We start from the raw sequence: 24285 nt of genomic DNA on the forward strand, positions 1-24285 counted from the left end.
CTCTTTGTTTGAGCATGATCTTTTCGGAAAACCGGTTTCCACTTTTCCGGATCATGCTCTAGCGCTGGCTCGCTTGAGGTTTCGAATTTGCGCCGGCCAGCGGCAGGGGAACGGCCAGCAGAAGGCAAACCGATTCCACGAGGAGTTCATGGGCGCGGTCGACGATGTCGTCCAACGAACTCGTCTTCGCGAACATGGCCTGGGCTTCAGCCAGCAACCGCTCACGCGTCGGGATGCTGGGCAGATGCAGGTCGGCACGGTGCTGCAGCAGAACAAGCGCTTCCCGCACCGACAATCCGGTTTCGTGGACCGACGATCTGATCGCCTGCGCGATGTATTCCGGGTTGAACCGGCCGGCGAGCTGCTCAGCCGTCCGCTTGATCACGCGCGATCCCAAGCGCTGCTCGTTGCGTAGAACCTGCGCGGGCGGTGCCTTCATGTCCCAGACGATACCGAGCCAGGACAAGGCCACCAGAACGTAATAGGTCGCATCAATCTCCCACCAGCGGAAGCCTTGCCGCGCACTGCTTTGGTAGGCGTGATGATTGTTGTGCCAACCTTCACCCATCGTAAACAGGGCCAGCAGCCAATTGTTGCGGGAGTCATCGCCCGTAACGTAGCGCTTGCGTCCGTGAACATGCGCGAGCGAGTTGATGCAGAACGTCGCGTGATACAGCAGCACCGTGCTCCAGAAGAAACCGACCACGAGCCCCGGCCATCCGGCAATGAGGAAGCACAGACTTGCGACCACGATAGCCGGCAAGACCTCCAATCTGTGCAGCCACATTAACTCCGGATACGAGGCAAAATCCGCGATTTTCGTCAGTTCAGTTGCATCGTGCTGCCGATAAAAGATCCACCCGAGATGGCTGTACACGAAGCCTTTGTGCCCGGGCGAATGCACATCCTGCTCGGTGTCCGAATGAAGATGGTGATGTCGATGTTTCGCCGCCCACCAAAGCACGCTCTTCTGGGCGCTGCTCTGGGCAAGGAATGCAAGGATGAACTGAAACGTCCGGCTCGTTGCGTAAGCCCGATGCGAGAAGTAGCGATGATACCCGGCGGTGATCGCAAACATGCGCAGCCAGTATAGAGCGACGCAAATGGCGATCGCCGGCCATGAGATGCCCGACCAGATCGCCGCCAGACACCCTGCGTGGACCAGCACAAACGGGAGGACCTGCGGGTACATGATGTCATCATGTTGCGGATCTGGATCGATATTGCTGGACACGGTCGCGACCTCGATTGTTTCAATGCGTAGGCCGCCCGGCCAGGCGGTTCTTGCGCGGTGTAATAAATGGAACCCCGCGGCCGGCAGACAAGTCGCGGCGTCGCGAAACCAGTGGCTCTGCTAGTACATCGGTTGTCAAAGCAGCATGGCGCCGATTGCCGCAGCTGATGCCGCGCGCGGATGTTCCGCTGGTTTGGGGCACCTGCGCTATTCCTTCTTCGCGGTCAATCCGTCGACCATCGCGCGGGTCAATGTCGCGATCTCGCTGCGCAGCTGGCCGATCGGCACCGCGATCAGCTTGTGCTCCAGCCCGAGCGCGACCATGCCGTGGACGGCGGAGAACAGGCTGCGCGCGGTGACGCCGAGCTGTGCCGGCGTGCGCTGCGGGAACAGTGTAGCGAGCGGCTTGTAGATGTGGCGGAACAATTCCATCTGCTCGGTGATGGCCCATTCCGGCACCGGCTTGCCGGGCTGCATGCGATGCTCGAACAGCGCGCGCCACAGTTCGAGATTGTCGGCGGCGAAGTCGCAATAGGCGACCGCGATCCGCACCAGCATCTCGCGCGGCGCCGCCGACCCGCCGATCTCGGCCAGCGACAGCGACGCGTCCAGCCGCGCCAGCGTGCGTGAGCCGACGCGCAGGATCAGCTCGTCGACATCCTCGACCAGATTGTAGACGCCGCCATTGGCGACGCCGATTTCCTGGGCGAGGTCGCGGGTTTTCAGGCCGCCGAGACCCTTTGCCGCAACCGCCCGTTCCGCCGCCTCGATCAGCGCTTCCCGCAGTTTTGCACGTCGTTCCAATGCTTTGGACATGTTTCACCCGTCGTTAACCGTCGTCGTGAGCGTCGCTCAAATAATTCTTGAGCGTTGCTCATTATATGGTACAAGAGATTCATGAGCGATGCTCATAACAGGGAGCGATCAAATGTTCAAAACTGTTTTGACTCTTTTCCGCGGCACCGTTGCAGTCGCCGAAGAGGAACTGCAAGACCGGACGGCGCTGGTCATCCTCGACCAGCAGATGCGCGATGCGGCCGCCGCCGTCGACCGCTCGAAGCGGACGCTGGCGCTCGCCATCGCCGGCGACCAGCAGGAGGGCCGCCGGCTCGACGCCACCAACGGGAGGATCGCCGATCTCGAGGTGCGCGCGTCGGCGGCGCTCGAGGGCGGCCGGGAGGACCTCGCCCGCGACGCCGCGCAGGCGATCGCCAACCTCGAAGCCGAACGGGATGCCGCGATGACCGCGCGCACGCTGTTCGCCTCGGAGATCGTCCGGCTGAAGCGCCACGTCGCCAATGCCGAGGCGCGCATCGCCGAGCTCGATCGCGGCCGCAGGCTCGCCCGTGCCTCGGAGGCGGTGCGATCGCTGCGCCGCAGCGGCATCGAGGCGTCACGGCCCTACGAGTCGACCTTGCCGGAAGCCGAAGCGACGCTGAAGCGGCTGCGCGAGCGGCAGATGGAAGCCCAGGCCGCTGACGACGCGCTGTTCGAGATTGATACCGCCTCGGGCCCGCTCGTCGTCGCCGAAAGGCTCGCCGAGCAGGGTTTTGGCCCGCGGATGAAATCGACCGCCGACGACGTGCTGGCGCGCCTGAAAGCCAAGCGCCCGCCGCAACCTTGAAAACCTCAAGCCTGAACCCTGAAGTCTGAAACCAAATCAATTTCAACCCGATTATCATCAAGGAGACGACCATGAACCAGACCATCCAACCCCACAGCGGCAGCTGGGTGACCTTCACTTACGCGTCCTTCGCGGCCTCCGCCTTCCTCGTCGCCGTCGGCGTGTTCTTCCTGCCGATCGACCTCTGGATGAAGGGCTACCTGACGATGGGCATTGTGATGCTGGTCCAGACCTGCGTCACGCTGACCAAGACGGTGCGCGACAATTACGAGAGCAGCAAGTTCGTGAACCGCATCGAGGACGCCAAGGCCGAGCGCCTGCTGATGGAAGTCTCCAAGGCCGGGTGAGAAGGCCGGGTGAGCCGGGTCCGGCACGAAACGGCGGGTGCTTTTTCACCCGCCGCTTTCGTTGTTCGGGGCGTCTGCGCCGTTCTTCATCCTCATGGTGAGGAGGCGCGTCAGCGCCGTCTCGAACCATGAGGCCCGGTCCGTGGCCTCGTCTCTTCGAGACGCTTGCTTCGCAAGCTCCTCAGGACGAGGGGATAACGCCGATTGGGACGTGGCAGGGGCAACTTTGTTCCGTTTCCGGAAGGCCTTGTTTACCCTGCGGCAAACCGCGCCGGGTTGCGCTCATGGCTCCTTAACAGGGGCCAGTGCAGAGATCGCGCCCGAGGGACAGAGAAATGGCGTCCACGGACAATCGCACGCCCGCGTCGCGCGGCAGCAGGGGCCTTGCCAAGGCAATTGCGAAGGCGCGCGCGGCCTTTGACGGCCTGCGCAGCCATGGCGGCTTCTGGCTGAAGGCGCTGTCGCAGCCGACCATCGATCTCACCTTGCGCACCCAGGCCGGGCAGCGCACGCGCATCGTCGAATCGCCCGGCCTGTCGCTGCCGCAGGACGAGCTCGACGCGCTGGTCGGGCAGCTCCGCATCGTTGCTGCGAAGACGCTGCCCGAGGAGAGCCTGACCTACGGCATCTTCTCCGGCGAGCCCGAGCGGCTGTCGCGCGCCATCGTCACCGTCATCTCCGAGGAAGACACCGGACGGCCGATCGCCTTCAACGCGCTGTCGGTGATGGACGTGCCGCTCGACGGCGAGCCCACTGAAGTGACCCATCTCGGCCTCGTCATGGTCGATCCCGATGTGCGCGGGCAGGGGCTGTCCTGGGTGCTCTACGGCCTGACCGCGCTGGTGCTGTTCGCCCGCGACGGGTTGCGGCCGAAATGGATCTCCAACGTCACCCAGGTGCCGGCCGTGGTCGGCATGGTCAGCGACACCTTCTCCGACGTGTTTCCGTCGCCGTTGCCGGGGGCGCGGCAGAGCTTTGCGCATCTGCAGCTCGCGCGCGGCATCATGGCGCGGCATCGCGCGGTGTTCGGCGTCGGCGAGGAAGCCGGCTTCGACGAGGCGCGCTCGGTCATCACCAATGCCTATACCGGCGGCTCGGATGCGCTGAAGAAGACTTTTGAGATCGCGCCGAAACATCGCGACGCCGTTTACAACGAGTTCTGCGAGCGCGAGCTGGATTACGGCCGCGGTGACGACGTGCTGCAGCTCGGCCGCGTCGATCTGGCCGGTGCGCGCCGCTACGTCATGAGCGAGGTGCCCTCGGGTTCGCTGCCGGCGCTGCTCGCCGCGTCCGCGATGCTGGCGTTGCAGCGGCTGGTGCTGCCGGTGGTGTACTGGATGGACGACAGCCGCGCCTTCGGCACGCTGCGTCCGCGCAAGCAGGATAACGGGGCCGCGCGATGAACTTCGACTACTATTCCTTCACCGGCCGCAACATCGGCTTCATCGACGAGCACGAGCAGCAGCTGTTGCGCCAGGCGCGGGTGTTCGTCTGCGGCGTCGGCGGCATGGGCGGCGCGGCCTTCATGGCGCTGGCGCGCGCCGGCGTCGGCAAGTTCGTGATCGCCGACATCGATCGTTTCGAAGTCTCCAACCTCAACCGCCAGGTGTTCGCCTTTGCCGACGAGGTCGGCCGCGAGAAGGCGGAAGTCGCCGCCGAGGCTGCCAGGCGCATCAACCCGACCATCGAGATCGAGGTGCTCGGCGAGAACTGGACCGATGAATTGCCCGGCATCGCCGCGCGTTGTCCGGTCATCGTCAACGGCATGGACGATATCGCTGCCGGCGTGCACCTGTACCGGACCGCGAAGTCCGCGGAGTCGACCGTGATCGACGCCTACATGTCGCCGTTGCCGTCGGTGATCGTGGTGCGTCCGCACGATCCGCGGCCCGAAGAGCGCCTCGGCTTTCCGACATCAGGCAAGGACTGGAAAGCGATCACCGAGGACGACCGCCGCGCAGCGATGCGTGCCGAGATCGAGCACGTGATGCTGCATTCCTCGTCGCGAAACTATGTCGATCTCGCGATCGCCGGCGAAGTCGCCGCCGGCCGCCGCAGCCGGATGTCGTTCGCGCCGATGGTGATCTCGACCGGCATGCTGATGGCCTATGAGGCGGTGGCGCTGATCCTCGGCCGCACCTCCGGCACCGATTGCCGCGGCTGGTTCCTCAACCCGCATCGGCCGGCGATCGAGAAGCCGCGCAATGCGCTGCTTGCCGCCATGATGCGCCCGCTGGTGCGCCGCGCGATCGATCAATTGACGGGCAGCGCATGACCTCGGGGGTGATTGCCGATTCAATCGTCAATCTCTGCGGTGCCATCGGCGTCGCGGTGGCGATGATGACGTTCTACCGGCGCGATCCACGCAGCCCGCTGACCCGCCGCCTGCTGCTGGCGCTCGGCGTGATCGCGCTCCTGTTCCTCGACCGCGGCCTGGCGTGGTGGACCGGAAGCTTTGTGCTCGACCGCCTCTCGGTGATCCCGGCCGCGCTGATCCCGCTCGGCGCGCTGATCGTCACCGAGGGCATCCTGCGCCGCCATGCGCCGCGCGCGGTGAAGATCGCGGCGCTCGCGGGTGCCATCCTGCTCGGCCTCGGCGGCACGTTCGGGCTGCAACGCTTCGCGATGCCCTATGCGATCGCGCTGGCGCTGTTCCAGCTGCTGGCCTTTGCCACCTGCGCGCTGCTGCTGGCGACGCGCGACCGTACCGCGCTGATGGCCTCGGAAAACCGTAGCATCGGCCGCATGGCGGTCGGCGCGCTGGTGGTGATCCCGTTCATCCTGACCGACTTCCGCACGCTATTCCCGGACATTCCAGTGCGGCTCGGTGCGCTCGGTGCGCTGCTCACCGTGACCGTGATGCTGATCGCCGGCGGCGGCGCCGAGACGCGGCGGCACGGGCTTGCGATGATGGCGCTGCGGCTGATTTCGTCGGGCCTCTTGGGGCTGGCCGCCGCCTTCATGGCGCCCGACGTCGATGCGGCGCAGATGGTCCGGTTCGTCGCGGTGGCGATCGCCGGCGTGCTGACCATCGGCCTGATGACCGACGCGCTGCGGGCGCTGTTCGAATCGCAGGAGCCGGGCGTGCTCAACTCGGTCGCGGCCTCGCCGGCGCAAACCCGCGAGCAGTTGATCGCCGAGCTCGCGCGGCATCCGATCTTCGAAAGCGCGCGGCGTTTCCGCGAACACGAGCTCGGGCTCTACGATCCGCCGCTGTTGCGCGACTTCCTGTCGACGCGGCGCGTGCTGCGCCGGCCTGATGCGCCGTGGGGGCTGGCGCCGAACGACCCCGCCGCCGAGCGCATGGTCTCGCTGATGTCGGCCAACAGCGCCACCCACGTCATCGTGCTCGCGCATGATCCGCTCGACCTGATCGTGCTCGCCGTGCCCGTCACCGCGGCCGATCCCGCCACCGAGACTGCGCTGGCGCTGGTGCGGCGGCTCTTGGCGCTGACCCCGGAGGCCAAATGACAACAGAGATCCGAGAGGGCGACCGCAAAGCGGCATTCGACGCCGCCCTCAATGCCTATGGCCCCGACAGTCTCTACGTGCCGCCGCTGTGGAGCGATTTCGACCGGATGTTCGATGCCGCGAAGAACCCGTTCGTCACCGAAGGCCACGGCCGTTACGCGCTGTTCTCCGCGCATCGCGACGGCCGGCCGGTCGGCCGCATCGCGGCATCGATCCACGACGCATCGAACCGCAAGCACGGCACCCGCCACGGCGCGTTCGGCTTCTTCGACTGCGTCGACGAGCCCGAGGTGGCCGATGCGCTGCTGCGCGCCGCCGAGCAGTGGCTGTCCGCCCGCGGCATGAGCCGCATCGCCGGCAATTTCAATCTCACGGCGATGCAGCAGATCGGCGTCATGACCGACGGTTTCGACCATGCGCCGTTCACCGACATGATGTGGTCGCCGCCGCACATCGCGCACCACCTCGAACGCACGGGCTACACCGCGACCTTCCCGATGACGACGTTCGAGATCGCGCTCGACGGCGGCAAGCCGGAGCAATTGCTCGGCGACAAGCAGCGCGCGGTGCTTGCCGACAAGGACTTCGTCTGGCAGCCGATCAAGCGCTCCGCCTTCAAGGTGCGGCTGGAGGACGCGCGGCTGATCCTCAATGACGGCTTTGCCGACAATCCGATGTTCGTGCCGCCGACCGCGGCCGAATACCTGTTCCAGGCCGGCGACATGATGTGGATCATCGACAAGCGGATTTCGACCGTGGTCTATCATCACGGCCGCCCTGCCGGCGCGATCATCGCGATCCCCGACCTCAACCCATTGATCAGGGCGATCGGCGGCCGGATCGGGCTGACGGCGCCTTTCAAATTCGTGCAGCACCGCATGATGAACACCCGCGCCGTGCTGATCTATCAGTCGGTCTGCCGCGACCTGCACAATCGCGGGCTCAACGGCGCGATGCTTTATCGCACCGCGCTGGCGTTGCAGCAGGCCGGCTACCGTACGCTCGGCGGCACCTGGATATCAGACATCAACGGCCCGTCGCTGCGCCAGGCCGAGAAGGTCGGGGCGAAGCCGCTGCACCGGCTGCATCTGTTCACCAAGCGGCTGGCCGCAGCATGAGCGCGCTGACGCCGGATCTGCTGCGCGAGCTGGTCGCGGAGGCGCGGCTGGCGCCGAGCGTCCACAACATCCAGCCGACCCGCTGGCGTTTGCTCGACGACGGGCGGCTGGCGCTGGTCGACGACACGAGCGTCCGCGCGCCGGTCGCGGACCCCGCGGGACATGATGTCCTGGTGTCGCACGGCGCGGCGCTGGAGGGCATGAGCCTCGCGCTCAACCGCCGCGGCCTCGCGATCACGGCCATGACGACGATCGAGCAGCCGCTGTCGCCGCAATTTGCCGCGCTGTGCAGCTTTGCGATCAGGCACGGCGCTGCGCCCGATCCATTGGCGGAGCATGTGGCACGCCGCATGTCGTGGCGCGGCAAATTCCTGGCCTCGTCCGACGATGCGGCGGCGTTGGCGGAGGTTGCCGCCGCGCGGGACGATGTGATCTGCATCTGTCAGCGCCGGGTGATCGCGGATATCGCGGGCTGGGCCGACCAGGCCGAATTCTCCTTCGTCCGCGGCGACGACTACCGGGCCGAGCTGCTCGACTGGATGCGGCTGTCGCCCGGTCATCCGCATTATCTGCTCGACGGCCTCAACCGCGATGCGCTCGCGATGAATGCGGTGGAAGCCACGGCTGCCCGCTACGTGCTGGGCAACCTGTTCAAGGCGCTCGATCGTCTCGGCGTCGCGGCATCGTTGCTCGCCGACAACACCAAGACCGCATCGGCAGCGGCGATCATCCTGTTCTGCCGTCCGGTCGGTGAGGATCCGCTCACGACGGGGCGGCATTTCTACCGCACCTGGCTGGAAATCGACCGCGCCGGGTTCGCGGCGTGTCCGATCTCGGCGCTGGCCGATCACCCTGATTTCAACGAGCGGCTGCGCAAGCTCGGCAAAATCGGCAGCGATCAGCGCCTCGTCAACGTCTTCCGCGCCGGCCGTCCGGCAAAACCGGTGAAACCCCGGCATTTCCGGTTGCCGGTGGATCGGTTGATTGTCTGATCGTACCCCCTGTCAAAGCTTCACGCGGCCGTGCTAAGAGGCGGCCCGCAAACCAATGACCGGTGGGATGATGTCGAAGCAATCGCTGCGCGAGGAAGCCGAACGGCTGATCCGCGAAACCATGGAAAAACGGAACCTGGTCATCAAGCAGGGCACCACCCGGATCGAGGCCGTCTGCGGCAAGTGCGGCGCGCCGAACCGGGTGCAGGCCGAGAAGGGCCAGACCCGCGTCAAGTTCACCTGCAAGAACTGTGACCACAAGCAGGAAACGCTCTGAGTGATCGCAAAGGCTGCGTAGGGTGGGTCAGCTAACCCATCCCATGATTCTGTTTGTACCGCCATCCCGAGAGAATGTGAATGTATGGTTCACAAGCGGGACCAAACGTTCAGCGTCGTCCTGGCGAAAGCCAGGACCCATTACCCCAGTCGCTAGTTGTTGCGCGACGCTGGGGCTACGATCCCGCACACGATCAAATTCGGCGGTTATGGGTCCTGGCTTTCGCCAGGACGACGGGGTGGAGAGTGGATTGGCGGAGCGCAATCTACTTGAACGCCTCGCACACCGTGGTGTGATCCAGCGCGATCTTCGCCGCCGTCCGCAGCGAGACGTTGCGCCACCAGGCGTCGAGCGCATGGCGGTCGCAGGCGAGCTTCACGCTCATCCCGCCGGCGAACTTGATCCAGTCCGCAAAGCTCGAGCATGACACCGCGATCACGACGGGAATATCGGCGCCGAGCGCGCGCTCGATCACGAAGCCGAGGCCCTTGCCGTCGCGCTCCCGCTTGCCGAACCGGTTGACGATGACGAGATCGGCGCCGTCAGCGAGCGCGTCGGCGACGCGGACGCCTGCATCCTGCAGCCGCGACAGATCGAGCTTGCAGCCGGTGGCACCTTCGCTCGGCGGCTGCGCCAGCAGCAGCGTCTCGCCGTTATGCACCAGCACCGCCAACAGGCTGGAATCCGCGCATTGGCCTGTCTGCACCATGCCGACGACGCGCGTGCCGTGCGCCTTCAGATCGCCGGCGAAATCGCGCAGAACGGCGTCGGGATCGTCTTTGTCGTCATAGACCAGGGCGGCGAGGTCGCATTGGGCATCGAACATGATGGGCTCTGCTCGTTGTGGAGGAGTGGAGCGACCGCGGCGCCGAAGCGTCGCGGCCGCATGTTTTTCCGATCAGGCGGCCGGCGGGCCGTTGATGATCTGCAGCTGAGTGAACTCGGCGAGGCCTTCCTCGGCGAATTCGGTGCCGATGCCCGACTGCTTGGCGCCGCCGAACGGGATGTTCGGGGCCATGTCGAGGTGCTTGTTGATCCACACCGTGCCGGCCTCGATCCTGGTCGCGATCTCGTGCGCTCGCTTGATGTCCGACGACCACACCGATGCGCCGAGGCCGTAGGTGGTGGCGTTGGCGCGGCGGATCACGTCATCCTTGTCGGAATACTTGATGACCGGCAGCACCGGCCCGAACTGCTCCTCGTCGACCAGCTTGGAGCCCTCCTTGATGTCGCGCACGATGGTTGGCTCGATGAAGTAGCCGGGACGGTCCATCGCGGCGCCGCCGGCGATCACGTTGCCGTTCTTGCGGGCGTCGTCGAGGAACGCCTTCACCTTCTCGTACTGCATCTTGTTCTGCAGCGGGCCGAGCTTCGTTCCCTGTTTGGAGCCGTCGTCGACCACGGTGTTCTTCGCGATCGCGACCAGCTCGTTGCAGATCTCGTCATAGACGGATTCGTGCACATAGAGCCGCTTGATGGCGAGGCAGACCTGGCCGGAGTTCTGGAACGCGCCTTCGAAGATGCCGGGCGCGACCTTCTTCGGATCGACGTCGTCGAGCACGATGCCGGCGTCGTTGCCGCCGAGCTCGAGCGTGATGCGCTTCAGGGTCTGCGATGCGCTCGCCATCACCTTCTGGCCGGTCGCGGTCGAGCCGGTGAAGGAGATCTTGCGGATGTCAGGGTGCTTGGTCATGTGATCGCCGAGATCGTTGGCGTCGGTGATGAAGTTCAGGACGCCCTTCGGCAGGATGTCCTTGACCAGTTCGGCAAAGCGCAGCGAGGCGAGCGGCGTGGTCGGCGCAGGCTTCACCACCAGGGTGTTGCCGGCGAGCAGCGCCGACGGCAGCTTGAATGCCAGGATCAGCAGCGGATAGTTCCAGGGGATGATCGCGCCGACCACGCCGAGCGGGCGGCGATAGGCCTCGACCTTGCGGTCGCCGGAATTCTCGATCACGCGCATCGGCAGGTCGAGCGAGCCGAGATAGCGGAAGAAGCCGGCCATGCCCATGACCTCGCCGGTGGCATCCGCGAGCGGCTTGCCCTGTTCGCCGGTCAGGATGTGGGCGAGCTCGCTGGCATTGGCCTCGATCACCTCGGCCATCTTGATCACGAGCTTGCGGCGCTCGTCCATCGGGGTTGCGGCCCAGGCCGGGTAGGCGGCCTTCGCGGCGGCGACGGCCTTGTCGAGCTGCTCCCTGGAGGCGCGGGGGCATTGCGCCACCACCTCTTCGGTGGCCGGATTGAGCACCGGCATCGTGCTGTCGCCGGGTACCATCTTGCCGTCGATGAGAAGACTGTAATCACTCATTGGCTTTGCTCTCCCTGGTCAAACGGGCCCTTCGCGGACCTCGCTATATTCTAACGTATATCACGGTTGCGACACGGGCGCCACGGCCATCCAGGGGCGGGCTTCGCACTGCCGAACCGAATGAATTCTCAGGAAAAACGTGAAGAAAAGTCAGCCTGATCTTCACGCGCATTTATTCGCGGTCGCCGGCGTGGCGTCAACGGGAACACCGCGGGCTTCAATCTATTCTAACGCCGCGCGCGGCCGCGCTGGACGGTCGGCTGCTATACTTTGGGGGCTGGACGCTGGTCGTCGCTGCGATATATTGCAATGAATATAACGATGATCCGGAGTGCCGGCATGCAGATCGAAACCCAGGAGCTCACCACTTGCGAGGTCGCGCCCGACGGCTGTGCCATTTCGCTGGGGTTCGTGGACGGCAAGGGCGAGCCCGCAACCATCCGCCTGTCGATCAACCAGGTCGGCGCGCTGGTGATGACCTTGCCCGGGCTGATCAGCAAGGCGCTGCAGACCCGTTTCGGCGACCAGACCTTGCGCTATGCCTATCCGCTGGATTCATGGACGATCGAGCAGTCGACCGATCCGACCCAGGGCATGATGACGCTCAAGACCTCGGATGGCTTCAGCGTCTGCTTTTCGATCCCGCGCGCGCAGCAGAGCGAGCTCGGCGAAGCGCTGGTGGCGCAGCCGGCGACGCTGCGGGTGCGGGCGAATTGAGGGAGATCGATGACGCCTCCACGTCATTGCGAGCCACCCGGTCGGCGCGAAGCGCCGCCGGATGACAGGCTCCGCGAAGCAATCCATCGCTCCGCATGCACGGACGCATGGATTGCTTCGTCGCTTCACTCCTCGCAATGACGGGCGGCGTTTACTTCCCCTTCACGAACGCGGCGAACGCATCGCCGTAATCCTTGTGCCAGCGCGACAGCGGCGGGCGGTTCTCGACGATGTCGCCGGCGGCCCACAGGATGCGCCGTTCGTCGAGCGCGCGCGGCACGTCGTTGTCGGGGCAGAGGATATAGAAATCGCCCGTTTCGAGCCGCTCGATCATGAAGTCGATGGTCTGCTCCGCCGTCCAGGCGCCGGGCGGCTTCTCGGTACGTCCGCGCGCGGTCAGCCCGGTAAAGACGAAGCCCGGGATCAGGAGATGCGCCGTGATCTTGCAGCCGTCGGTGTTGCGCAGCTCGTGCTGCAGCGCCTCGGTGAACGCCTTCACGCCGGCCTTGGAGACGTTGTAGGCGGGATCGCCCGGCGGCGTGGTGATGCCCTGCTTGGAGCCGGTGTTGATGATCAGCCCCGGCTTTCCGCGCTTGATCATGTCGGGTGCAAAGGCCTGCGTGCCGTTGATCACGCCCCACAGATTGACGCCAAGGATGCGCTGCCAATTGTCGGATGGACCGAACATCGCGCTGCCGGGCTGGATGCCGGCATTGTTCATCAGGATGTCGGTGCCGCCGAATTTTTTCGCGACGGCGGCCTCGAGGCTTGCGACCTCGTCGGCCCGGCTGACGTCGACGGCTGCGGTCATGATATCGGCTGCGCCGCCCGGCGCCGCAGACGACAGTTTCGTTGCGGCGTCCTTCAGCCTGTCATCGCCGAGATCGGCGATGCAGACTTTCATGCCGGCCGCGGCAAATCGCGTCGCTGCGGCAAGTCCGATGCCGGACGCGCCTCCGGTGATCACGGCAACATGATTGGTTGATATCACGGGGTGGGGCATCGGCGGTCTCCGGACACATATGTGGCAAGGACGTTTTCAGAAGGGGGCTGCATCCTTCGAGACGCCGCTTTGCGGCTCCTCAGGATGAGGTCTTATAGCAGACCTCGTGGCGAGGGTAGCAGACCTCATCGTGAGGAGCGCGGCAATGCCGCGCGTCTCGAACCATCAAGCCATGGAACGTGCCGCGACGGTGCGCACCACGCACGCAGGCGCATGGGAGGTTTTCATGCGCGCCGCCCTCGACAACGCCTGCTCGGCTTTACGGTTTCGCGCCTGCGCTGTAGAATTCCGGATATAACGCTTTCAAAAGACCTCAGCCGACAATTTGACAGGGAGTGCAAACATGGCTGTTTCGCAGGCTATTCCGATCACGCGCCATCCTTATGCCGATGGCTCCTACAAGCAGATGCTGATTGGCGGCAAATGGGTCGACGCCGCCTCCGGCAAGAAATTCGAAACCCACAACCCCGCCACCGGTGAACTGCTCGCCTCGGTCGCCGAGGGCGATGCCGAGGACATCAACCGCGCCGTTGCCGCTGCGCGCCGCGCCTTCGAAGGGCCGTGGAGCAAGGTGAAGCCGTTCGAGCGGCAGAACATGCTGCTCAAGCTCGCCGAGCTGGTCGAAGCCAATTTCGAGGAATTGTCCCAGCTCGACACGCTCGACATGGGCGCGCCGATCAGCCGCACCCGCGGCAACAAGCTGCGCGCGCTCGGCATGCTGCGCTACTATGCGGGCCAGGCGACCGCGATCCACGGCGAGACCATCGAGAACTCGCTGCCCGGCGAGATCTTCTCCTACACGCTGAAGGAGCCGATCGGCGTGGTCGGCGCCATCATCCCGTGGAACGGGCCGCTGACGGCCTCGATCTGGAAGATCGGCCCCGCGATCGCGACCGGCTGCACCGTGGTGCTGAAGCCGGCCGAGGAATCGCCCTTGACCTCGCTGCGCATCGGCGAGCTCTGCATGGAGGCCGGCATTCCGCCCGGCGTCGTCAACGTCGTGCCGGGCTATGGCGAGACCGCGGGCGCGGCGCTCGCTTCGCATCCCGATGTCGACAAGGTCGCCTTCACCGGCTCGCACATCACGGGCCAGTCGATCATCCGCGCCTCGGCCGGCAACCTCAAGCGGGTCTCGCTCGAGCTCGGCGGCAAGTCGCCGGACATCGTGTTCGCCGACGCCGATCTCGATGCGGCGGTGCCGGGAGCTGCGATGGCGGTGTTCGCCAATTCGGGGCAGATCTGCAGCGCCGGCACGCGGCTGTTCGTCGAGCAGAAGGTCTATGACGAATTCGTCGGCCGCGTCGCCGAGTTCGGCAAGAAGCTGCAGGTCGGCAACGGCATCGATCCCAACACCCAGATCGGCCCCCTCGTGTCGCAGCAGCAGATGGACCGCGTCTCCGGCTATCTCGACATCGGCCAGAAGGAAGGCGCCAGGGCGCTTGCCGGCGGCGGCCGCCTCACCGAGGGCGCGCTGTCGAAGGGCTATTTCGTGCAGCCGACGGTATTCGCCAATGTGCAGGACAACATGCGCATCGCGCAGGAGGAGATCTTCGGCCCGGTGATCTCGGCGATCTCGTTCAAGGATCCGGAAGAGCTGATCAAGCGCGCCAACGCCACCACCTTCGGCCTCGGCTCGGGCGTCTGGACCACCAATGTCAGCAAGGCGCACCAGGTCGCCAAGGCGCTGCGCGCCGGCTCGGTCTGGGTCAATTGCTACCAGACGATGGACCCGGCGGTGCCGTTCGGAGGCTACAAGATGAGCGGCTACGGCCGCGAGTCCGGCAAGCAGCACGTCGAGGAATATCTCAACGTCAAGGCGGTCTGGATCAAGACGGGCTAGGGCCGCGAAAACACTGCGCTCCCTCTCCCGCTTGCGGGGGGAGGGGGATCGCATATGGCAAAGGAACTTCGTCGTCCCGGACAAGCGCAGCGAAGCGGAGCGCAGATCCGGGACCCATATGTGGACGGCCCCCGTGGCACAAGAGGTTTCTGGAACTGGTCGGATCGCTGTCATCCATATGTCCGGCCTGTTTGATGCGGTCGGATTGACCGCTGGGCCAAGATGGTTTCCGCGACGCGAGTGCCAAACAACCTGGCGACCTTCTGAAGGCCAATGGGTCCCGCGGCTTGTCTCGCGTGCTGGATCGATCGATCATTCCATCTGCTCTTGCAGCTCCGGTTCGGCCGGCGAGTGCAGCGTCCGGCCGGCCAAACTCTTAGGTGACGATTGCCGGCGCGGCATTGATCCGTGCGGCGTCGTAGTTCTCGCCCGTGACCATCAGCTTCCAGGCGATGCGGGCAACCTTGTTGGCGAGCGCCACCGCCGCCAGCTTCGGCGGCTTACGCTTGAGCAGCGCAACGAGCCAGCGCGAGGGCTGGCCGCGTCCGAGCCTTGCTTGCCGGATCACCGCAGTGGCTCCTGCCACGAGCAGCCGACGCAGGGTCTCGTCGCCGGCGCGGGTGATCTTGCCGAGCCTGGTCTTGCCGGCGGTGGAATGGTCTTTGGGTGTCAGGCCGAGCCAGGCCGCGAACCACCGGCCGGAGCGGAACGCGTGCGGGTCGGGGGTCTTCATCACCAACGCCGTCGCAATGATCGGACCGACCGAGGGGATCTGGGCCAGACGGCGGCTCGTGGCGTTGGCCCGGTGCCAGGCCAAAAGCTTGGCCTCGATCGTCTTCAGTTCGCCCTGCAGCTGCGTGTAGTCGCGGCCCTGCATGGCGAACAGCTCACGCGCCAGCGCCGGAAGGCTCTCGTCCTGCGCAATCCGTGCCAGCAGCGGCTCGATCTTGTCCAGTCCCTTGGCGGCGACCAGGCCAAACTCCGCCGCATAGCCGCGGATCGCATTGCTGAGCTGGGTGCGGCGGGCGATTAGCCCGTCGCGGACGCCCGTCAGCATCAGCGCGGCCTGCTGCTCGGCGCTCTTCACCGGCACAAACCGCATCCGCGGCCGGCTCATCGCTTCGCACAGCCCGTCCGCGTCTCGCCCGTCATTCTTGTTGCGTTCCACATACGGCTTCACCAGCTGCGGCGCCATCAGCTTCACCTCATGGCCGAGCTTGCCAAGCTCCCGAGCCCAGTAATGGGCCGCACCGCACGCCTCCATCCCGACCACGGTCGGCGGCAGTTTGGCAAAGAACTCCAGCACCTGCTTGCGCGACAGCTTCTTGCGCAACACCGCCTGCTCCGCCGCATCAACCCCATGCAGCACAAAAATATGCTTCGACGTATCCATTCCAATGCGGATAATCTCTCTCACGGACGGCTCCCTTGTCTGAGATTTGCAACAACCTCATTCTGGCACACTGATGCCGTAGGGGGCCGTCCACCCCATCAACCACAGGATTTGGTTTGACGAAGACTCGTGGTCGTTCGCCCACGCCGCAACCGCTCCCTGGGGTGATGGGTCCCGGCCTACGCCGGGACGACACCGAACGTTTCCGTATGCGATTGCCCTGCGCTTGCAGGGGGCACTTGGCGCGATTTCGGAATATTAGAAATATATCCCTGAGTTGCCCGACGTGTCAAGTTGCGTTGTCGAGGCCGGCGGCGGCCGGCTCCTTTGCATGGGGTTGTTTTCGACATTTTCGCAGCGCGCCCCTGTGACGGCCGCAGGTCCAGTGCGTTTACCGCCCGGCGGCCTTCTTCGGCTTGCCGATGTCGCTGCGCAGCGCCTCGAGATCCTTGCGCACCGCGGTCGCCGCATCGCGCTCGATCTTGCGGTAGCGCGCCACCAAGGAAAGCCCGAACGGGGTCAGCACCGCGCCGCCGCCGTTCTTGCCGCCGGTCTGCCGTTCCACCGCGGCCTGCCGGCAGATGCGGTTGATCTCGTCGACCAGGTCCCAGGCGCGCTTGTAGCTCATGTCCATGGCGCGGCCGGCAGCCGAGATCGAGCCGCATTCCCGGATATGTTCCAGCAGCAGAATCTTTCCCGGTCCGATCCGGTCCTCGGCATCGAGGTCGATGCGGACGCTCAGGGAGGGGAGCGATGAGGCGCTCGATTTCGACATGGGAGACCTGTTCTCTCGGCAACAGATTGCCACTACCCGCTTTTATGAACAAGATGAACCCGTTAGATAACGGGCATGATCCATAAGAGTGGTAACCGGTTTTCCGGGCGGAGCACGCCCGGAATAAAATGGAAACCACGTAAGAATATTTGGGGCAGGCATGAATCCTCCGTCGCTGTTCTCTCCGCTCAAGGTCGGTCCTTACGAGCTCAAGCATCGCGTCGTGATGGCGCCGCTGACGCGGCTGCGGGCGGCGCGCGCCGAGCCTCGCGCCGCGGCCGATGAACGCGGAATATTATGCGCAGCGCGCCACGCCGGGCGGCCTGCTGATCGCGGAAGCTTCGCCCGTGGTCGCCACCGGCTTCGGCAATCCCGGCGTTCCCGGCATCTACAGCGAGGCCCAGATCGCGGGCTGGCGCGAGGTGGTCGATGCCGTGCACGCCAAGGGCGGCTTGATCTTCCTGCAGCTCTGGCACGTCGGCCGCGTCTCGCATTCCTCGTTCCAGCCCGGCGGCGCGCTGCCGGTGGCGCCGTCGGCGGTCGCGATCCCCGCCGAGTTCAAGTGCATGACGGCGGACGGCAAGGTGGTCGAGTATGAGACGCCGCGCGCGCTCGAGACCAGCGAGGTCGCGTTGATGGTCGAGGCCTATAGGCAGGGCGCGAAGAACGCGCTCGCCGCCGGCTTCGACGGCGTCGAGATCCACGGCGCCAATGGCTACCTGATCGAGCAGTTCCTGCAATCGCGCACCAATCTGCGGACCGACCAGTATGGCGGCGGAATCGAGAACCGCGTCCGCTTCCTGCTCGAGGTGACGCAGGCGGTGACCGAGGTGTGGGGCGCCAACCGCGTCGGCGTGCGGCTGTCGCCCTACGGCATTGCCAACGGCAGCGGCGAGGCCGACCCGATGCCGCTCTACAGCCACGCCATCAAGGCGCTGGACAAGTTCGGGCTCGCCTATCTGCATTTCATCGAGCCGCGTGCCTCGGGCACCGGCCGCGCCGACGTCGACTGGAAGGACGTGCCGTCGGCGATGGTGCTGTACCGCCCGATGTGGAGCGGCGTGCTGATCACGGCCGGCAATTTCGTCGGTGACAGCGCCGAACGCGCGCTCGCCGAGGGCCACGCCGACGCGATCGCGTTCGGCCGCTACTTCATCTCCAATCCGGACCTGCCGCGCCGCCTGCAGCGCGGTTATCCCCTGACCAAATACAACCGCGCGACCTTCTATGCCGGCGAGGAGAAGGGCTACACGGATTATCCCGTGCACGACGAGCTGGCGCAGGCCTGACTCCGCCGCTCTGTAGCCCGGATGCAGCGTAGCGTAATCCGGGGCCTCTGCACCCGCGGATCGACCGTCCCCGGATTTCGCTTCGCTGCATCCGGGCTACGATAGCTCGGTGAGCCAACCGGGAGTCCCCCGATGTTTCCGGACGACGAATTCGAGCCGACCAAGAAGCCAAAGCCGGTGGCGCTGGCGAAGCCTGCGGCCGGCCAGTGCCTGTGCGGCAAGGTGCGGTTCGAGATCGACGTGCCGGCGCGCTGGGCCTGGCACGATCACACCGCCGCCAGCCGCCGCGCCCATGGTGCGGTCTATGCGACCTATGTCGGCAGCTGGAAGAAGCGCTTCCGCATCACGCAAGGCGAGAGCGAGCTGTCGCGCTACGAGGACGCCAAGAGCAAGACCGTGCGCAGCTTCTGCGCCAATTGCGGCACGCCGATCATCTACGAACGCGCGCGGTCACCGCATATGGTCAACATCCCGCGCGCGCTATTTTCGGGGCGCACCGGCCGGCAGCCGCTCTATCACATCGCGATCGAGGAACTGCAGGAATGGGCCTACACCGGCGAGCCGCTGGTGCCGCTGAAGGGCTATCCCGGCGTGGTCTGGCAGCGCTCGAAGAAGAAAAAGCGCAGCGAGCGCGAGGGCATGTTCTAGGGCGCGCATGACTTCAGGCGCGCGCCTGCGGAATGCGGCCATGACCGGCCGCTCGATTGCCCCTCGCGCGCAAGTTTGGTCATCTCCCCTCGATCCCGTCGGCCAACGCGCCGGCAGGCCTGGAGGGAACATGAAGAATCGCATTACCGGCCGCTCGGCATTTCTGGCACTGCTGAAGGATGAGGGCGTCACGCATCTGTTCGGCAATCCCGGCACCACCGAATTGCCGATCATGCATGCGCTGAAGGATCATCCCGATCTCACCTATGTGATGGCGATGCAGGAGAGCCTTGTCGTCGCGATGGCCGACGGCTTCAGCCGTGCCTCCGGCAAGCTCGTCGCCTGCAACGTCCATGTCGCGCCCGGTCTCGGCAATGCGATGGGCTCGCTCTACAACGCAAGCTTCACCGGCACGCCGATGATCCTGACCGCGGGGCAGCAGGAACAGGGCCACGGCCTGACCGAGCCGGTGCTCTATGGCCCGCTGGTGCAGATGGCCACTCCCCTGGTGAAATGGGCGGTCGAGGTGACGCGTCTCGAAGATTTGCCGCGGATCGTGCGCCGCGCCGCCAAGATCGCGACCACACCGCCCACGGGACCGGTATTCATCTCGCTGCCAGGCGATATCCTCAATTCCGAAGCCGGTATCGAGCTCGGCCGCGCGACCCGCGTCGACACGCGCGTCAGGCCGTCGGAGGATTCGCTCAAGGCGCTGGCTGCACGCATCCTCAAGGCCGAGCGTCCGGTGATCGTGGTCGGCGACGAGATCGTGAAAAGCGATGCGTTGCGCGAGGCGGCGGATCTCGCCGAGGCGCTGGGCTGCCCGGCCTGGCAGTCGTCGACGCCCTATGGCGCGCAGTTCCTCTCCGAGAGCCCGAGCTTCATGGGCGCGATCGCGCGGCTGCAGAAGGTCGCGCGCGACGTGCTGGCGCCGCATGATCTCTTGATAGCGCTCGGCGGCGATCCGCTGCGGATGTCCGTCTACAGCGAGGTCGATCCGCTGCCGGATGGGCTCTCGATCGTGCAGGTCGGCCTGGTCGACAGCGATCTCGCCAAAAACTATGGCGCCGACATCGCGGTCAAGGCCGACGTCAGGGAGACGCTGCGCGCACTGGTGCCGGCATTGAAGGAGGCGGGCGGCAGCGCGCTGGAGGCGCGCGCAACGCAAGGGCTCGCGGCGCTGTCGACGAAGAACTGGGCGGCGAAGCGCAAGGCGCTGGTCGAGCAGATATCGAAGGCAAGCCGCACCTCGCCGATCGATCCGGATTGGCTTGCGCTGCAGGTCGTCGAGGCGATGCCAGACAACGCGATCCTGGTCGACGAGGGCCTGACCTCGTCGCGCCAGATCATCGGCTTGCGGCCGCATCGCGACCGCTACGGCTATCATGCGCTGGCCTCCGGCGGCATCGGCTGGGGCCTACCGGCCGCGGTCGGCGTCAGCCTCGCCAATCCCGAGCGGCCGGTGGTGTGCTACTCCGGCGACGGCTCGTCGATGTACTCGATCCAGTCGCTGTGGACCGCCGCCAACCACAAGCTGCCGCTGACCTTCGTCATCGTGAACAATGGCGGCTACCGCATCATCAAGCAGCGCCTGCTCGCCTTCCATGGCGACGATCATTATGTCGGCATGGATTTCATCGACCCGCCGGTCGATTTCACCGCGCTTGCCCGCTCGCTCGGGCTCGAGGCGATCAGGATCACCGACCCGCAGGAGCTCAAGGGCGCGATGACGTCGGCGTTCAGCCGCCCGGGCGCGAAGCTGATCGAAGTGGTCGTGAGCAATTCGGTGAATTGAGATTCGCCGCGTGCGCTCAAACTATCCCCGTCATCCTGAACGCAACAAAGATAGCAGGGCTCTCCAGTACAAGGTGCGAGCGGAGCGAGCCTCGAAGGATGCACGGCCCGGCCGGTGGCCGTCGATCCTTCGAGACGCGCGCAAGAGCGCGCTCCTCAGGATGACGGGACTATCCGCTGTCATTGCGGGGAGCGTAGCGACGAAGCAATCCATACATCGGCATGCGCGGAGCGATGGATTGCTTCGCTTCGCTCGCAATGACGGCGGAGGTCACTCCGCCGCACCACTCTGCTTCACCCGATACCGGCTCGCCGGATGCGTGTCGTTGAGCTTCGCACGGCCCTCGCCGAACAGCTTCTCGCGCAAGGTGCCCTTGGCATACGCTTCCTTGTAGCGGCCGCGCTTGGTCAGTTCCGGCACCAGCATGTCGGCGATGTCCTCGAAATCGCCGGGCGAGATCGCGAACGCGACGTTGAGGCCGTCGACGTCGGTGTCCTCGAACCATTGCTCGATCTTGTCGGCGACTTGCTCCGGCGTGCCGACCACCACCGGGCCGGCGCCGCCGATGCCGACATGCTCGGCGACCTCGCGCACGGTCCAGACCCGGTCGGGATCGGCGCGGGTGACGTTGTCCATCGCGGAACGGCCGGCGTCGTTCTGCACGTGGCGGACTTCCTGGTCGAGCGAATAGGTCGAGAAGTCGACGCCGGTCCAGCCCGACATCAGCGCCAGCGCGCCCTCGTGGCTGATATGGCTGCGATACTCGGCGTATTTCGCTTTCGCCTCGGCCTCGGTCGGCGCGACCACGATGCACATCATCGAGAACATCAGGATCTCGGCCGCGTTGCGGCCTTTTGCGGCGGCGAGCTCGCGGATCGCGGACACCCGCGGGCCGATCACCTTCGCCGACGGGCCCGACATGAACACGCATTCGGCGTGCTCGGCCGCGAACTGCCGGCCGCGCGGCGAGGTGCCGGCCTGGTAGAGCACCGGCGTGCGCTGCGGCGACGGTTCCGACAGATGGATCGCGTTGAGCCGATAGTTGGCTCCCTCGTGCTGCACGCGATGCACCTTCTTTGGATCGGTGAAGATGCCGCGCGCGACATCGCGGATCGCGGCGTCGTCCTCCCAGCTGCCTTCCCAGAGCTTGTAGACCAGCTCCATGTATTCGTCGGCGAGCTCGTAGCGGTCGTCATGCGCGGTCTGCTTGTCCTTGCCGGCGCCGCGCGCGGCACTATCGAGATAGCCGGTCACCACGTTCCAGCCGACCCGGCCGTTGGTCAAATGGTCGAGCGTCGACATCCGCCGCGCGAACGGGTAGGGCGGCTCGAAGGAGAGATTGCTGGTGACGCCGAAGCCGAGATTTTCGGTCACCGCGGCCATCGCCGGGATCAGCATCAGCGGCTCGTTGGCCGGGGTCTGCGCCGCGTTGCGCAGCGCCGCATCCGGACTATTGGCATAGACGTCGTAGACGCCGAGTACGTCGGCGAGGAACAGCCCGTCGAACCGGCCGCGCTCCAGCGTCTTCGCCAGATCGGTCCAGTAGGACAGCTTGTTGTAATCCTTGGTGCGGTCGCGCGGATGGGTCCACAGCCCCGGCGACTGATGCGCCACGCAGTTCATGGCAAAGGCGTTGAGCCGGATTTGTTTTGTCATTGTCGAAACCTTGAGCGCCTGCCCGATGCCGGGCCTTCCCCGTCGACCAACTTGTTGCGACTTCCCCCGTTTTGGCAAGGCCCATTCGCATTTCCTGCCCTTCCGGTCGCGGTCCGATCCCGATAGGTTGCGCGCCTCAAGGAGCATGATCCGGATGCACGACGCGGCGTTCCGATCAGTTCATGCCAAGACGCGACCGGACGAAGGAACAATCATGGCGACACGGGCCGACGCAATCGCAAAGGTGCGAGAGCATTTTCAATCGGGACAGTTCTTGAAGGAACTGGACCGCAGGGTCGGCTACCAGACCGAGAGCCTGAATGCCGACAAGGCCGATGCACTGCGCGCCTATCTGGTGGAGAATTTGCAGCCGGCCTTCGCCGAGCTCGAGTTCAAGACAAGGCTGATCGAGTCGCCGACCGGCCGCGGGCCCTATCTGATCGCCGGCTACCAGGAAGACGTGGCGCGGCCGACCGTGCTGACCTATGGTCACGGCGACGTCGTCGACGGCATGGTCGGCGAATGGCGCGACGGGCTCAATCCCTGGCAGACCACTGTCAAGGGCGATCGCGTCTACGGCCGCGGCACCGCCGACAACAAGGGCCAGCATTCGATCAACATGGCCGCGCTGCGGGCGGTGAAGCAGGCGCGCGGCGGCAAGCTCGGTTTCAACGCCAAATTCATCATCGAGACCGGCGAGGAGATCGGCTCGCCCGACCTGCGCGAGGTCTGCGAGGCGCATCGCGAGGAGCTGAAGGCCGATCTGTTCATCGCCTCCGACGGGCCGCGGCTGTCGGCGGAGCGGCCGACCATCTTCCTCGGCTGCCGTGGCGGCAACCGCATCCATCTCGACGTCAATCTGCGCGAGGGCGGCAATCACTCCGGCAATTGGGGCGGCGTGCTCGCCAACCCGGCGACGATCCTGGCCAACGCGATCGCGAGCTTGGTCGACGGCAAGGGCCGCATGAAACTCGAGATCCTGAAGCCGCCGCCGATCTCCAACCGCGTCCGCGCCGCGCTCGCCGACGTCAAGGTCGAACCATCGGCGGACGAACCTCAGCTGGCGGAGGACTGGGGCGAGGTGGGCCTGACCGCGGCCGAACGGCTCTACGCCTGGAACACGCTGGAAGTGCTGGCGATGTCGTCGGGCAATATCGAGAAGCCAGCCAACGCGATTCCCGGCCATGCCAATGCGGTGCTGCAACTGCGCTTCGTGGTCGGCACGAAGTATCTCGAAGTGATCGACGGGGTGCGCGACCATCTGCACAGGAACGGCTTCCCGATGGTCGAAGTGTCGGGCGCGCAACGCTTCGGCGCCTCGCGCACCGACATGGACAGCCCGTGGATCGACTGGGCGGCGAACTCGATCCGCACCACGACAGGCAAGGCGCCGGCGGTGCTGCCGAACTTCGGCGGCTCGCTGCCGAACGACGTGTTCTCGGAAGGCCTCGGTCTGCCGACGATCTGGGTGCCGCACTCCTATCCGGGCTGCTCGCAACACGCGCCCGACGAGCACATCCTGCTGCCGGTGACCGAGGAGGCTCTGACCATCATGGCCGGCCTGTTCTGGGATCTCGGCGAGGCACCGCACAAGGGTTGAGGGGCGGGGCGCATCCTGCCCGTCATCCTGAGGAGCGGCGTCAGCCGCGTCTCGAAGGATCGACGGCCACCAGCCGGGCCGTGCATCCTTCGAGGCTCGCTGCGCTCGCACCTCAGGATGACGGATGAACGTGGATGCCCGGGGCAAACCCGGGCATGACGGGGCGAGCAATTGGTGGACGACGTTGCCAAGGAAATT

The 24285-nt window shown here is 65.6% G+C and carries 21 protein-coding genes and 1 pseudogene; 14 read left to right on the top strand and 8 right to left on the bottom strand.

The genetic code is table 11. From position 1 onward, the window contains the following. Positions 1-58 precede the first annotated feature (58 nt). Both ACVILL_RS18775 and ACVILL_RS18780 read right to left on the bottom strand, forming a co-directional pair. Entirely contained in the window at positions 59-1234 is a 1176-nt protein-coding gene (locus ACVILL_RS18775; RefSeq protein WP_456730412.1) for a fatty acid desaturase, read from the bottom strand. Between the two features lie 207 nt (positions 1235-1441). Next, positions 1442-2050 (bottom strand): TetR/AcrR family transcriptional regulator, encoded by a 609-nt coding sequence (locus ACVILL_RS18780; protein ID WP_456730413.1) that lies wholly within the window; start codon positions 2048-2050, stop codon positions 1442-1444. A gap of 112 nt (positions 2051-2162) precedes the next feature. On the opposite strand from ACVILL_RS18780, the gene ACVILL_RS18785 reads away from it, so the two are divergent. The 8 genes from ACVILL_RS18785 to ACVILL_RS18820 all read left to right on the top strand — a co-directional run bounded on the left by ACVILL_RS18785 (position 2163) and on the right by ACVILL_RS18820 (position 9063). Continuing rightward, positions 2163-2858: a PspA/IM30 family protein gene (locus ACVILL_RS18785; protein WP_456730414.1), complete on the top strand. Its 696-nt coding sequence runs from the start codon at positions 2163-2165 to the stop codon at positions 2856-2858. Between the two features lie 71 nt (positions 2859-2929). Beyond that, the gene (locus tag ACVILL_RS18790) at positions 2930-3205 is read left to right on the top strand and encodes a YiaA/YiaB family inner membrane protein (protein WP_456730415.1); all 276 of its coding nucleotides are present in this window, start codon (positions 2930-2932) and stop codon (positions 3203-3205) included. Positions 3206-3540: 335 nt separating this feature from the next. Next, the gene (locus tag ACVILL_RS18795; RefSeq protein WP_456730416.1) at positions 3541-4608 is read left to right on the top strand and encodes a hypothetical protein; all 1068 of its coding nucleotides are present in this window, start codon (positions 3541-3543) and stop codon (positions 4606-4608) included. Further along, positions 4605-5480: a HesA/MoeB/ThiF family protein gene (locus ACVILL_RS18800; RefSeq protein WP_456730417.1), complete on the top strand. Its 876-nt coding sequence runs from the start codon at positions 4605-4607 to the stop codon at positions 5478-5480. The genes ACVILL_RS18795 and ACVILL_RS18800 overlap by 4 nt, the downstream gene beginning before the upstream one ends. Next, positions 5477-6676, top strand: coding sequence for a hypothetical protein (locus tag ACVILL_RS18805; RefSeq protein WP_456730418.1), 1200 nt, complete (start codon positions 5477-5479; stop codon positions 6674-6676). Before ACVILL_RS18800 ends, ACVILL_RS18805 begins: the two co-directional genes overlap by 4 nt. Continuing rightward, on the top strand, positions 6673-7794 hold the full coding sequence (locus ACVILL_RS18810; protein ID WP_456730419.1) for a GNAT family N-acetyltransferase: 1122 nt from the start codon (positions 6673-6675) through the stop codon (positions 7792-7794). The genes ACVILL_RS18805 and ACVILL_RS18810 overlap by 4 nt, the downstream gene beginning before the upstream one ends. Then, positions 7791-8786 carry a hypothetical protein gene (locus tag ACVILL_RS18815; RefSeq protein ID WP_456730420.1) on the top strand — a complete coding sequence of 332 codons (996 nt, stop codon included), beginning with the start codon at positions 7791-7793 and terminating at the stop codon, positions 8784-8786. Before ACVILL_RS18810 ends, ACVILL_RS18815 begins: the two co-directional genes overlap by 4 nt. A 70-nt stretch (positions 8787-8856) precedes the next feature. After that, complete coding sequence (locus ACVILL_RS18820; RefSeq protein ID WP_035651034.1) at positions 8857-9063, top strand: hypothetical protein; 207 nt, start codon at positions 8857-8859, stop codon at positions 9061-9063. 265 nt (positions 9064-9328) lie between these two features. Here the strand turns inward: ACVILL_RS18820 and ACVILL_RS18825 are convergent, their stop codons facing one another. Further along, positions 9329-9889: a DUF2478 domain-containing protein gene (locus ACVILL_RS18825; protein ID WP_456730421.1), complete on the bottom strand. Its 561-nt coding sequence runs from the start codon at positions 9887-9889 to the stop codon at positions 9329-9331. Between the two features lie 72 nt (positions 9890-9961). Further along, positions 9962-11371: an aldehyde dehydrogenase family protein gene (locus ACVILL_RS18830; RefSeq protein ID WP_456730422.1), complete on the bottom strand. Its 1410-nt coding sequence runs from the start codon at positions 11369-11371 to the stop codon at positions 9962-9964. A gap of 339 nt (positions 11372-11710) precedes the next feature. Here ACVILL_RS18830 and ACVILL_RS18835 point away from each other — a divergent pair, with 339 nt between their 5' ends. After that, entirely contained in the window at positions 11711-12088 is a 378-nt protein-coding gene (locus tag ACVILL_RS18835) for a hypothetical protein (protein WP_456730423.1), read from the top strand. 151 nt (positions 12089-12239) lie between these two features. On the opposite strand, the gene ACVILL_RS18840 is transcribed toward ACVILL_RS18835, so the two are convergent. Further along, complete coding sequence (locus tag ACVILL_RS18840; protein WP_456730424.1) at positions 12240-13091, bottom strand: SDR family NAD(P)-dependent oxidoreductase; 852 nt, start codon at positions 13089-13091, stop codon at positions 12240-12242. 343 nt (positions 13092-13434) lie between these two features. On the opposite strand from ACVILL_RS18840, the gene ACVILL_RS18845 reads away from it, so the two are divergent. Then, a complete protein-coding gene (locus ACVILL_RS18845) occupies positions 13435-14931 on the top strand; it encodes an aldehyde dehydrogenase family protein (protein ID WP_456730425.1) in 1497 nt (498 codons plus the stop codon). Between the two features lie 376 nt (positions 14932-15307). Here ACVILL_RS18845 and ACVILL_RS18850 read toward each other — a convergent pair whose 3' ends face one another. Together ACVILL_RS18850 and ACVILL_RS18855 are read right to left on the bottom strand one after the other, a co-directional pair. Then, complete coding sequence (locus ACVILL_RS18850; RefSeq protein ID WP_456729119.1) at positions 15308-16348, bottom strand: IS110 family RNA-guided transposase; 1041 nt, start codon at positions 16346-16348, stop codon at positions 15308-15310. A 367-nt stretch (positions 16349-16715) separates the two neighbouring features. Beyond that, complete coding sequence (locus tag ACVILL_RS18855; protein WP_456730426.1) at positions 16716-17099, bottom strand: winged helix-turn-helix domain-containing protein; 384 nt, start codon at positions 17097-17099, stop codon at positions 16716-16718. A 160-nt stretch (positions 17100-17259) separates the two neighbouring features. Here ACVILL_RS18855 and ACVILL_RS18860 point away from each other — a divergent pair. From ACVILL_RS18860 to ACVILL_RS18870, 3 genes and pseudogenes are all read left to right on the top strand, one after another. Beyond that, positions 17260-18388 (top strand): annotated as a pseudogene (locus ACVILL_RS18860) (alkene reductase). A 132-nt stretch (positions 18389-18520) separates the two neighbouring features. Then, positions 18521-19036, top strand: a complete 516-nt coding sequence (locus tag ACVILL_RS18865; protein WP_456730427.1) for a GFA family protein — start codon at positions 18521-18523, stop codon at positions 19034-19036. 130 nt (positions 19037-19166) lie between these two features. Beyond that, positions 19167-20831: a thiamine pyrophosphate-binding protein gene (locus ACVILL_RS18870; protein WP_456730428.1), complete on the top strand. Its 1665-nt coding sequence runs from the start codon at positions 19167-19169 to the stop codon at positions 20829-20831. Between the two features lie 270 nt (positions 20832-21101). Here ACVILL_RS18870 and ACVILL_RS18875 read toward each other — a convergent pair whose 3' ends face one another. Next, a complete protein-coding gene (locus ACVILL_RS18875) occupies positions 21102-22487 on the bottom strand; it encodes an LLM class flavin-dependent oxidoreductase (RefSeq protein WP_456730429.1) in 1386 nt (461 codons plus the stop codon). Positions 22488-22701: 214 nt separating this feature from the next. Here ACVILL_RS18875 and ACVILL_RS18880 point away from each other — a divergent pair, with 214 nt between their 5' ends. Beyond that, complete coding sequence (locus ACVILL_RS18880; protein ID WP_456730430.1) at positions 22702-24087, top strand: M20 family metallopeptidase; 1386 nt, start codon at positions 22702-22704, stop codon at positions 24085-24087. Positions 24088-24285 lie beyond the last annotated feature (198 nt).

The organism is Bradyrhizobium sp. USDA 3364, assembly GCF_054056355.1.

Excerpts from the sequence above, each read along its gene's own strand:
- ACVILL_RS18780 (WP_456730413.1), bottom strand. The coding sequence starts at position 2,050 with ATGTCCAAAGCATTGGAACGACGTGCAAAACTGCGGGAAGCGCTGATC.
- ACVILL_RS18785 (WP_456730414.1), top strand. The coding sequence starts at position 2,163 with ATGTTCAAAACTGTTTTGACTCTTTTCCGCGGCACCGTTGCAGTCGCC.
- ACVILL_RS18790 (WP_456730415.1), top strand. The coding sequence starts at position 2,930 with ATGAACCAGACCATCCAACCCCACAGCGGCAGCTGGGTGACCTTCACT.
- ACVILL_RS18795 (WP_456730416.1), top strand. The coding sequence starts at position 3,541 with ATGGCGTCCACGGACAATCGCACGCCCGCGTCGCGCGGCAGCAGGGGC.
- ACVILL_RS18800 (WP_456730417.1), top strand. The coding sequence starts at position 4,605 with ATGAACTTCGACTACTATTCCTTCACCGGCCGCAACATCGGCTTCATC.
- ACVILL_RS18805 (WP_456730418.1), top strand. The coding sequence starts at position 5,477 with ATGACCTCGGGGGTGATTGCCGATTCAATCGTCAATCTCTGCGGTGCC.
- ACVILL_RS18810 (WP_456730419.1), top strand. The coding sequence starts at position 6,673 with ATGACAACAGAGATCCGAGAGGGCGACCGCAAAGCGGCATTCGACGCC.
- ACVILL_RS18815 (WP_456730420.1), top strand. The coding sequence starts at position 7,791 with ATGAGCGCGCTGACGCCGGATCTGCTGCGCGAGCTGGTCGCGGAGGCG.
- ACVILL_RS18820 (WP_035651034.1), top strand. The coding sequence starts at position 8,857 with ATGTCGAAGCAATCGCTGCGCGAGGAAGCCGAACGGCTGATCCGCGAA.
- ACVILL_RS18825 (WP_456730421.1), bottom strand. The coding sequence starts at position 9,889 with ATGTTCGATGCCCAATGCGACCTCGCCGCCCTGGTCTATGACGACAAA.
- ACVILL_RS18830 (WP_456730422.1), bottom strand. The coding sequence starts at position 11,371 with ATGAGTGATTACAGTCTTCTCATCGACGGCAAGATGGTACCCGGCGAC.
- ACVILL_RS18835 (WP_456730423.1), top strand. The coding sequence starts at position 11,711 with ATGCAGATCGAAACCCAGGAGCTCACCACTTGCGAGGTCGCGCCCGAC.
- ACVILL_RS18840 (WP_456730424.1), bottom strand. The coding sequence starts at position 13,091 with ATGCCCCACCCCGTGATATCAACCAATCATGTTGCCGTGATCACCGGA.
- ACVILL_RS18845 (WP_456730425.1), top strand. The coding sequence starts at position 13,435 with ATGGCTGTTTCGCAGGCTATTCCGATCACGCGCCATCCTTATGCCGAT.
- ACVILL_RS18855 (WP_456730426.1), bottom strand. The coding sequence starts at position 17,099 with ATGTCGAAATCGAGCGCCTCATCGCTCCCCTCCCTGAGCGTCCGCATC.
- ACVILL_RS18865 (WP_456730427.1), top strand. The coding sequence starts at position 18,521 with ATGTTTCCGGACGACGAATTCGAGCCGACCAAGAAGCCAAAGCCGGTG.
- ACVILL_RS18870 (WP_456730428.1), top strand. The coding sequence starts at position 19,167 with ATGAAGAATCGCATTACCGGCCGCTCGGCATTTCTGGCACTGCTGAAG.
- ACVILL_RS18875 (WP_456730429.1), bottom strand. The coding sequence starts at position 22,487 with ATGACAAAACAAATCCGGCTCAACGCCTTTGCCATGAACTGCGTGGCG.
- ACVILL_RS18880 (WP_456730430.1), top strand. The coding sequence starts at position 22,702 with ATGGCGACACGGGCCGACGCAATCGCAAAGGTGCGAGAGCATTTTCAA.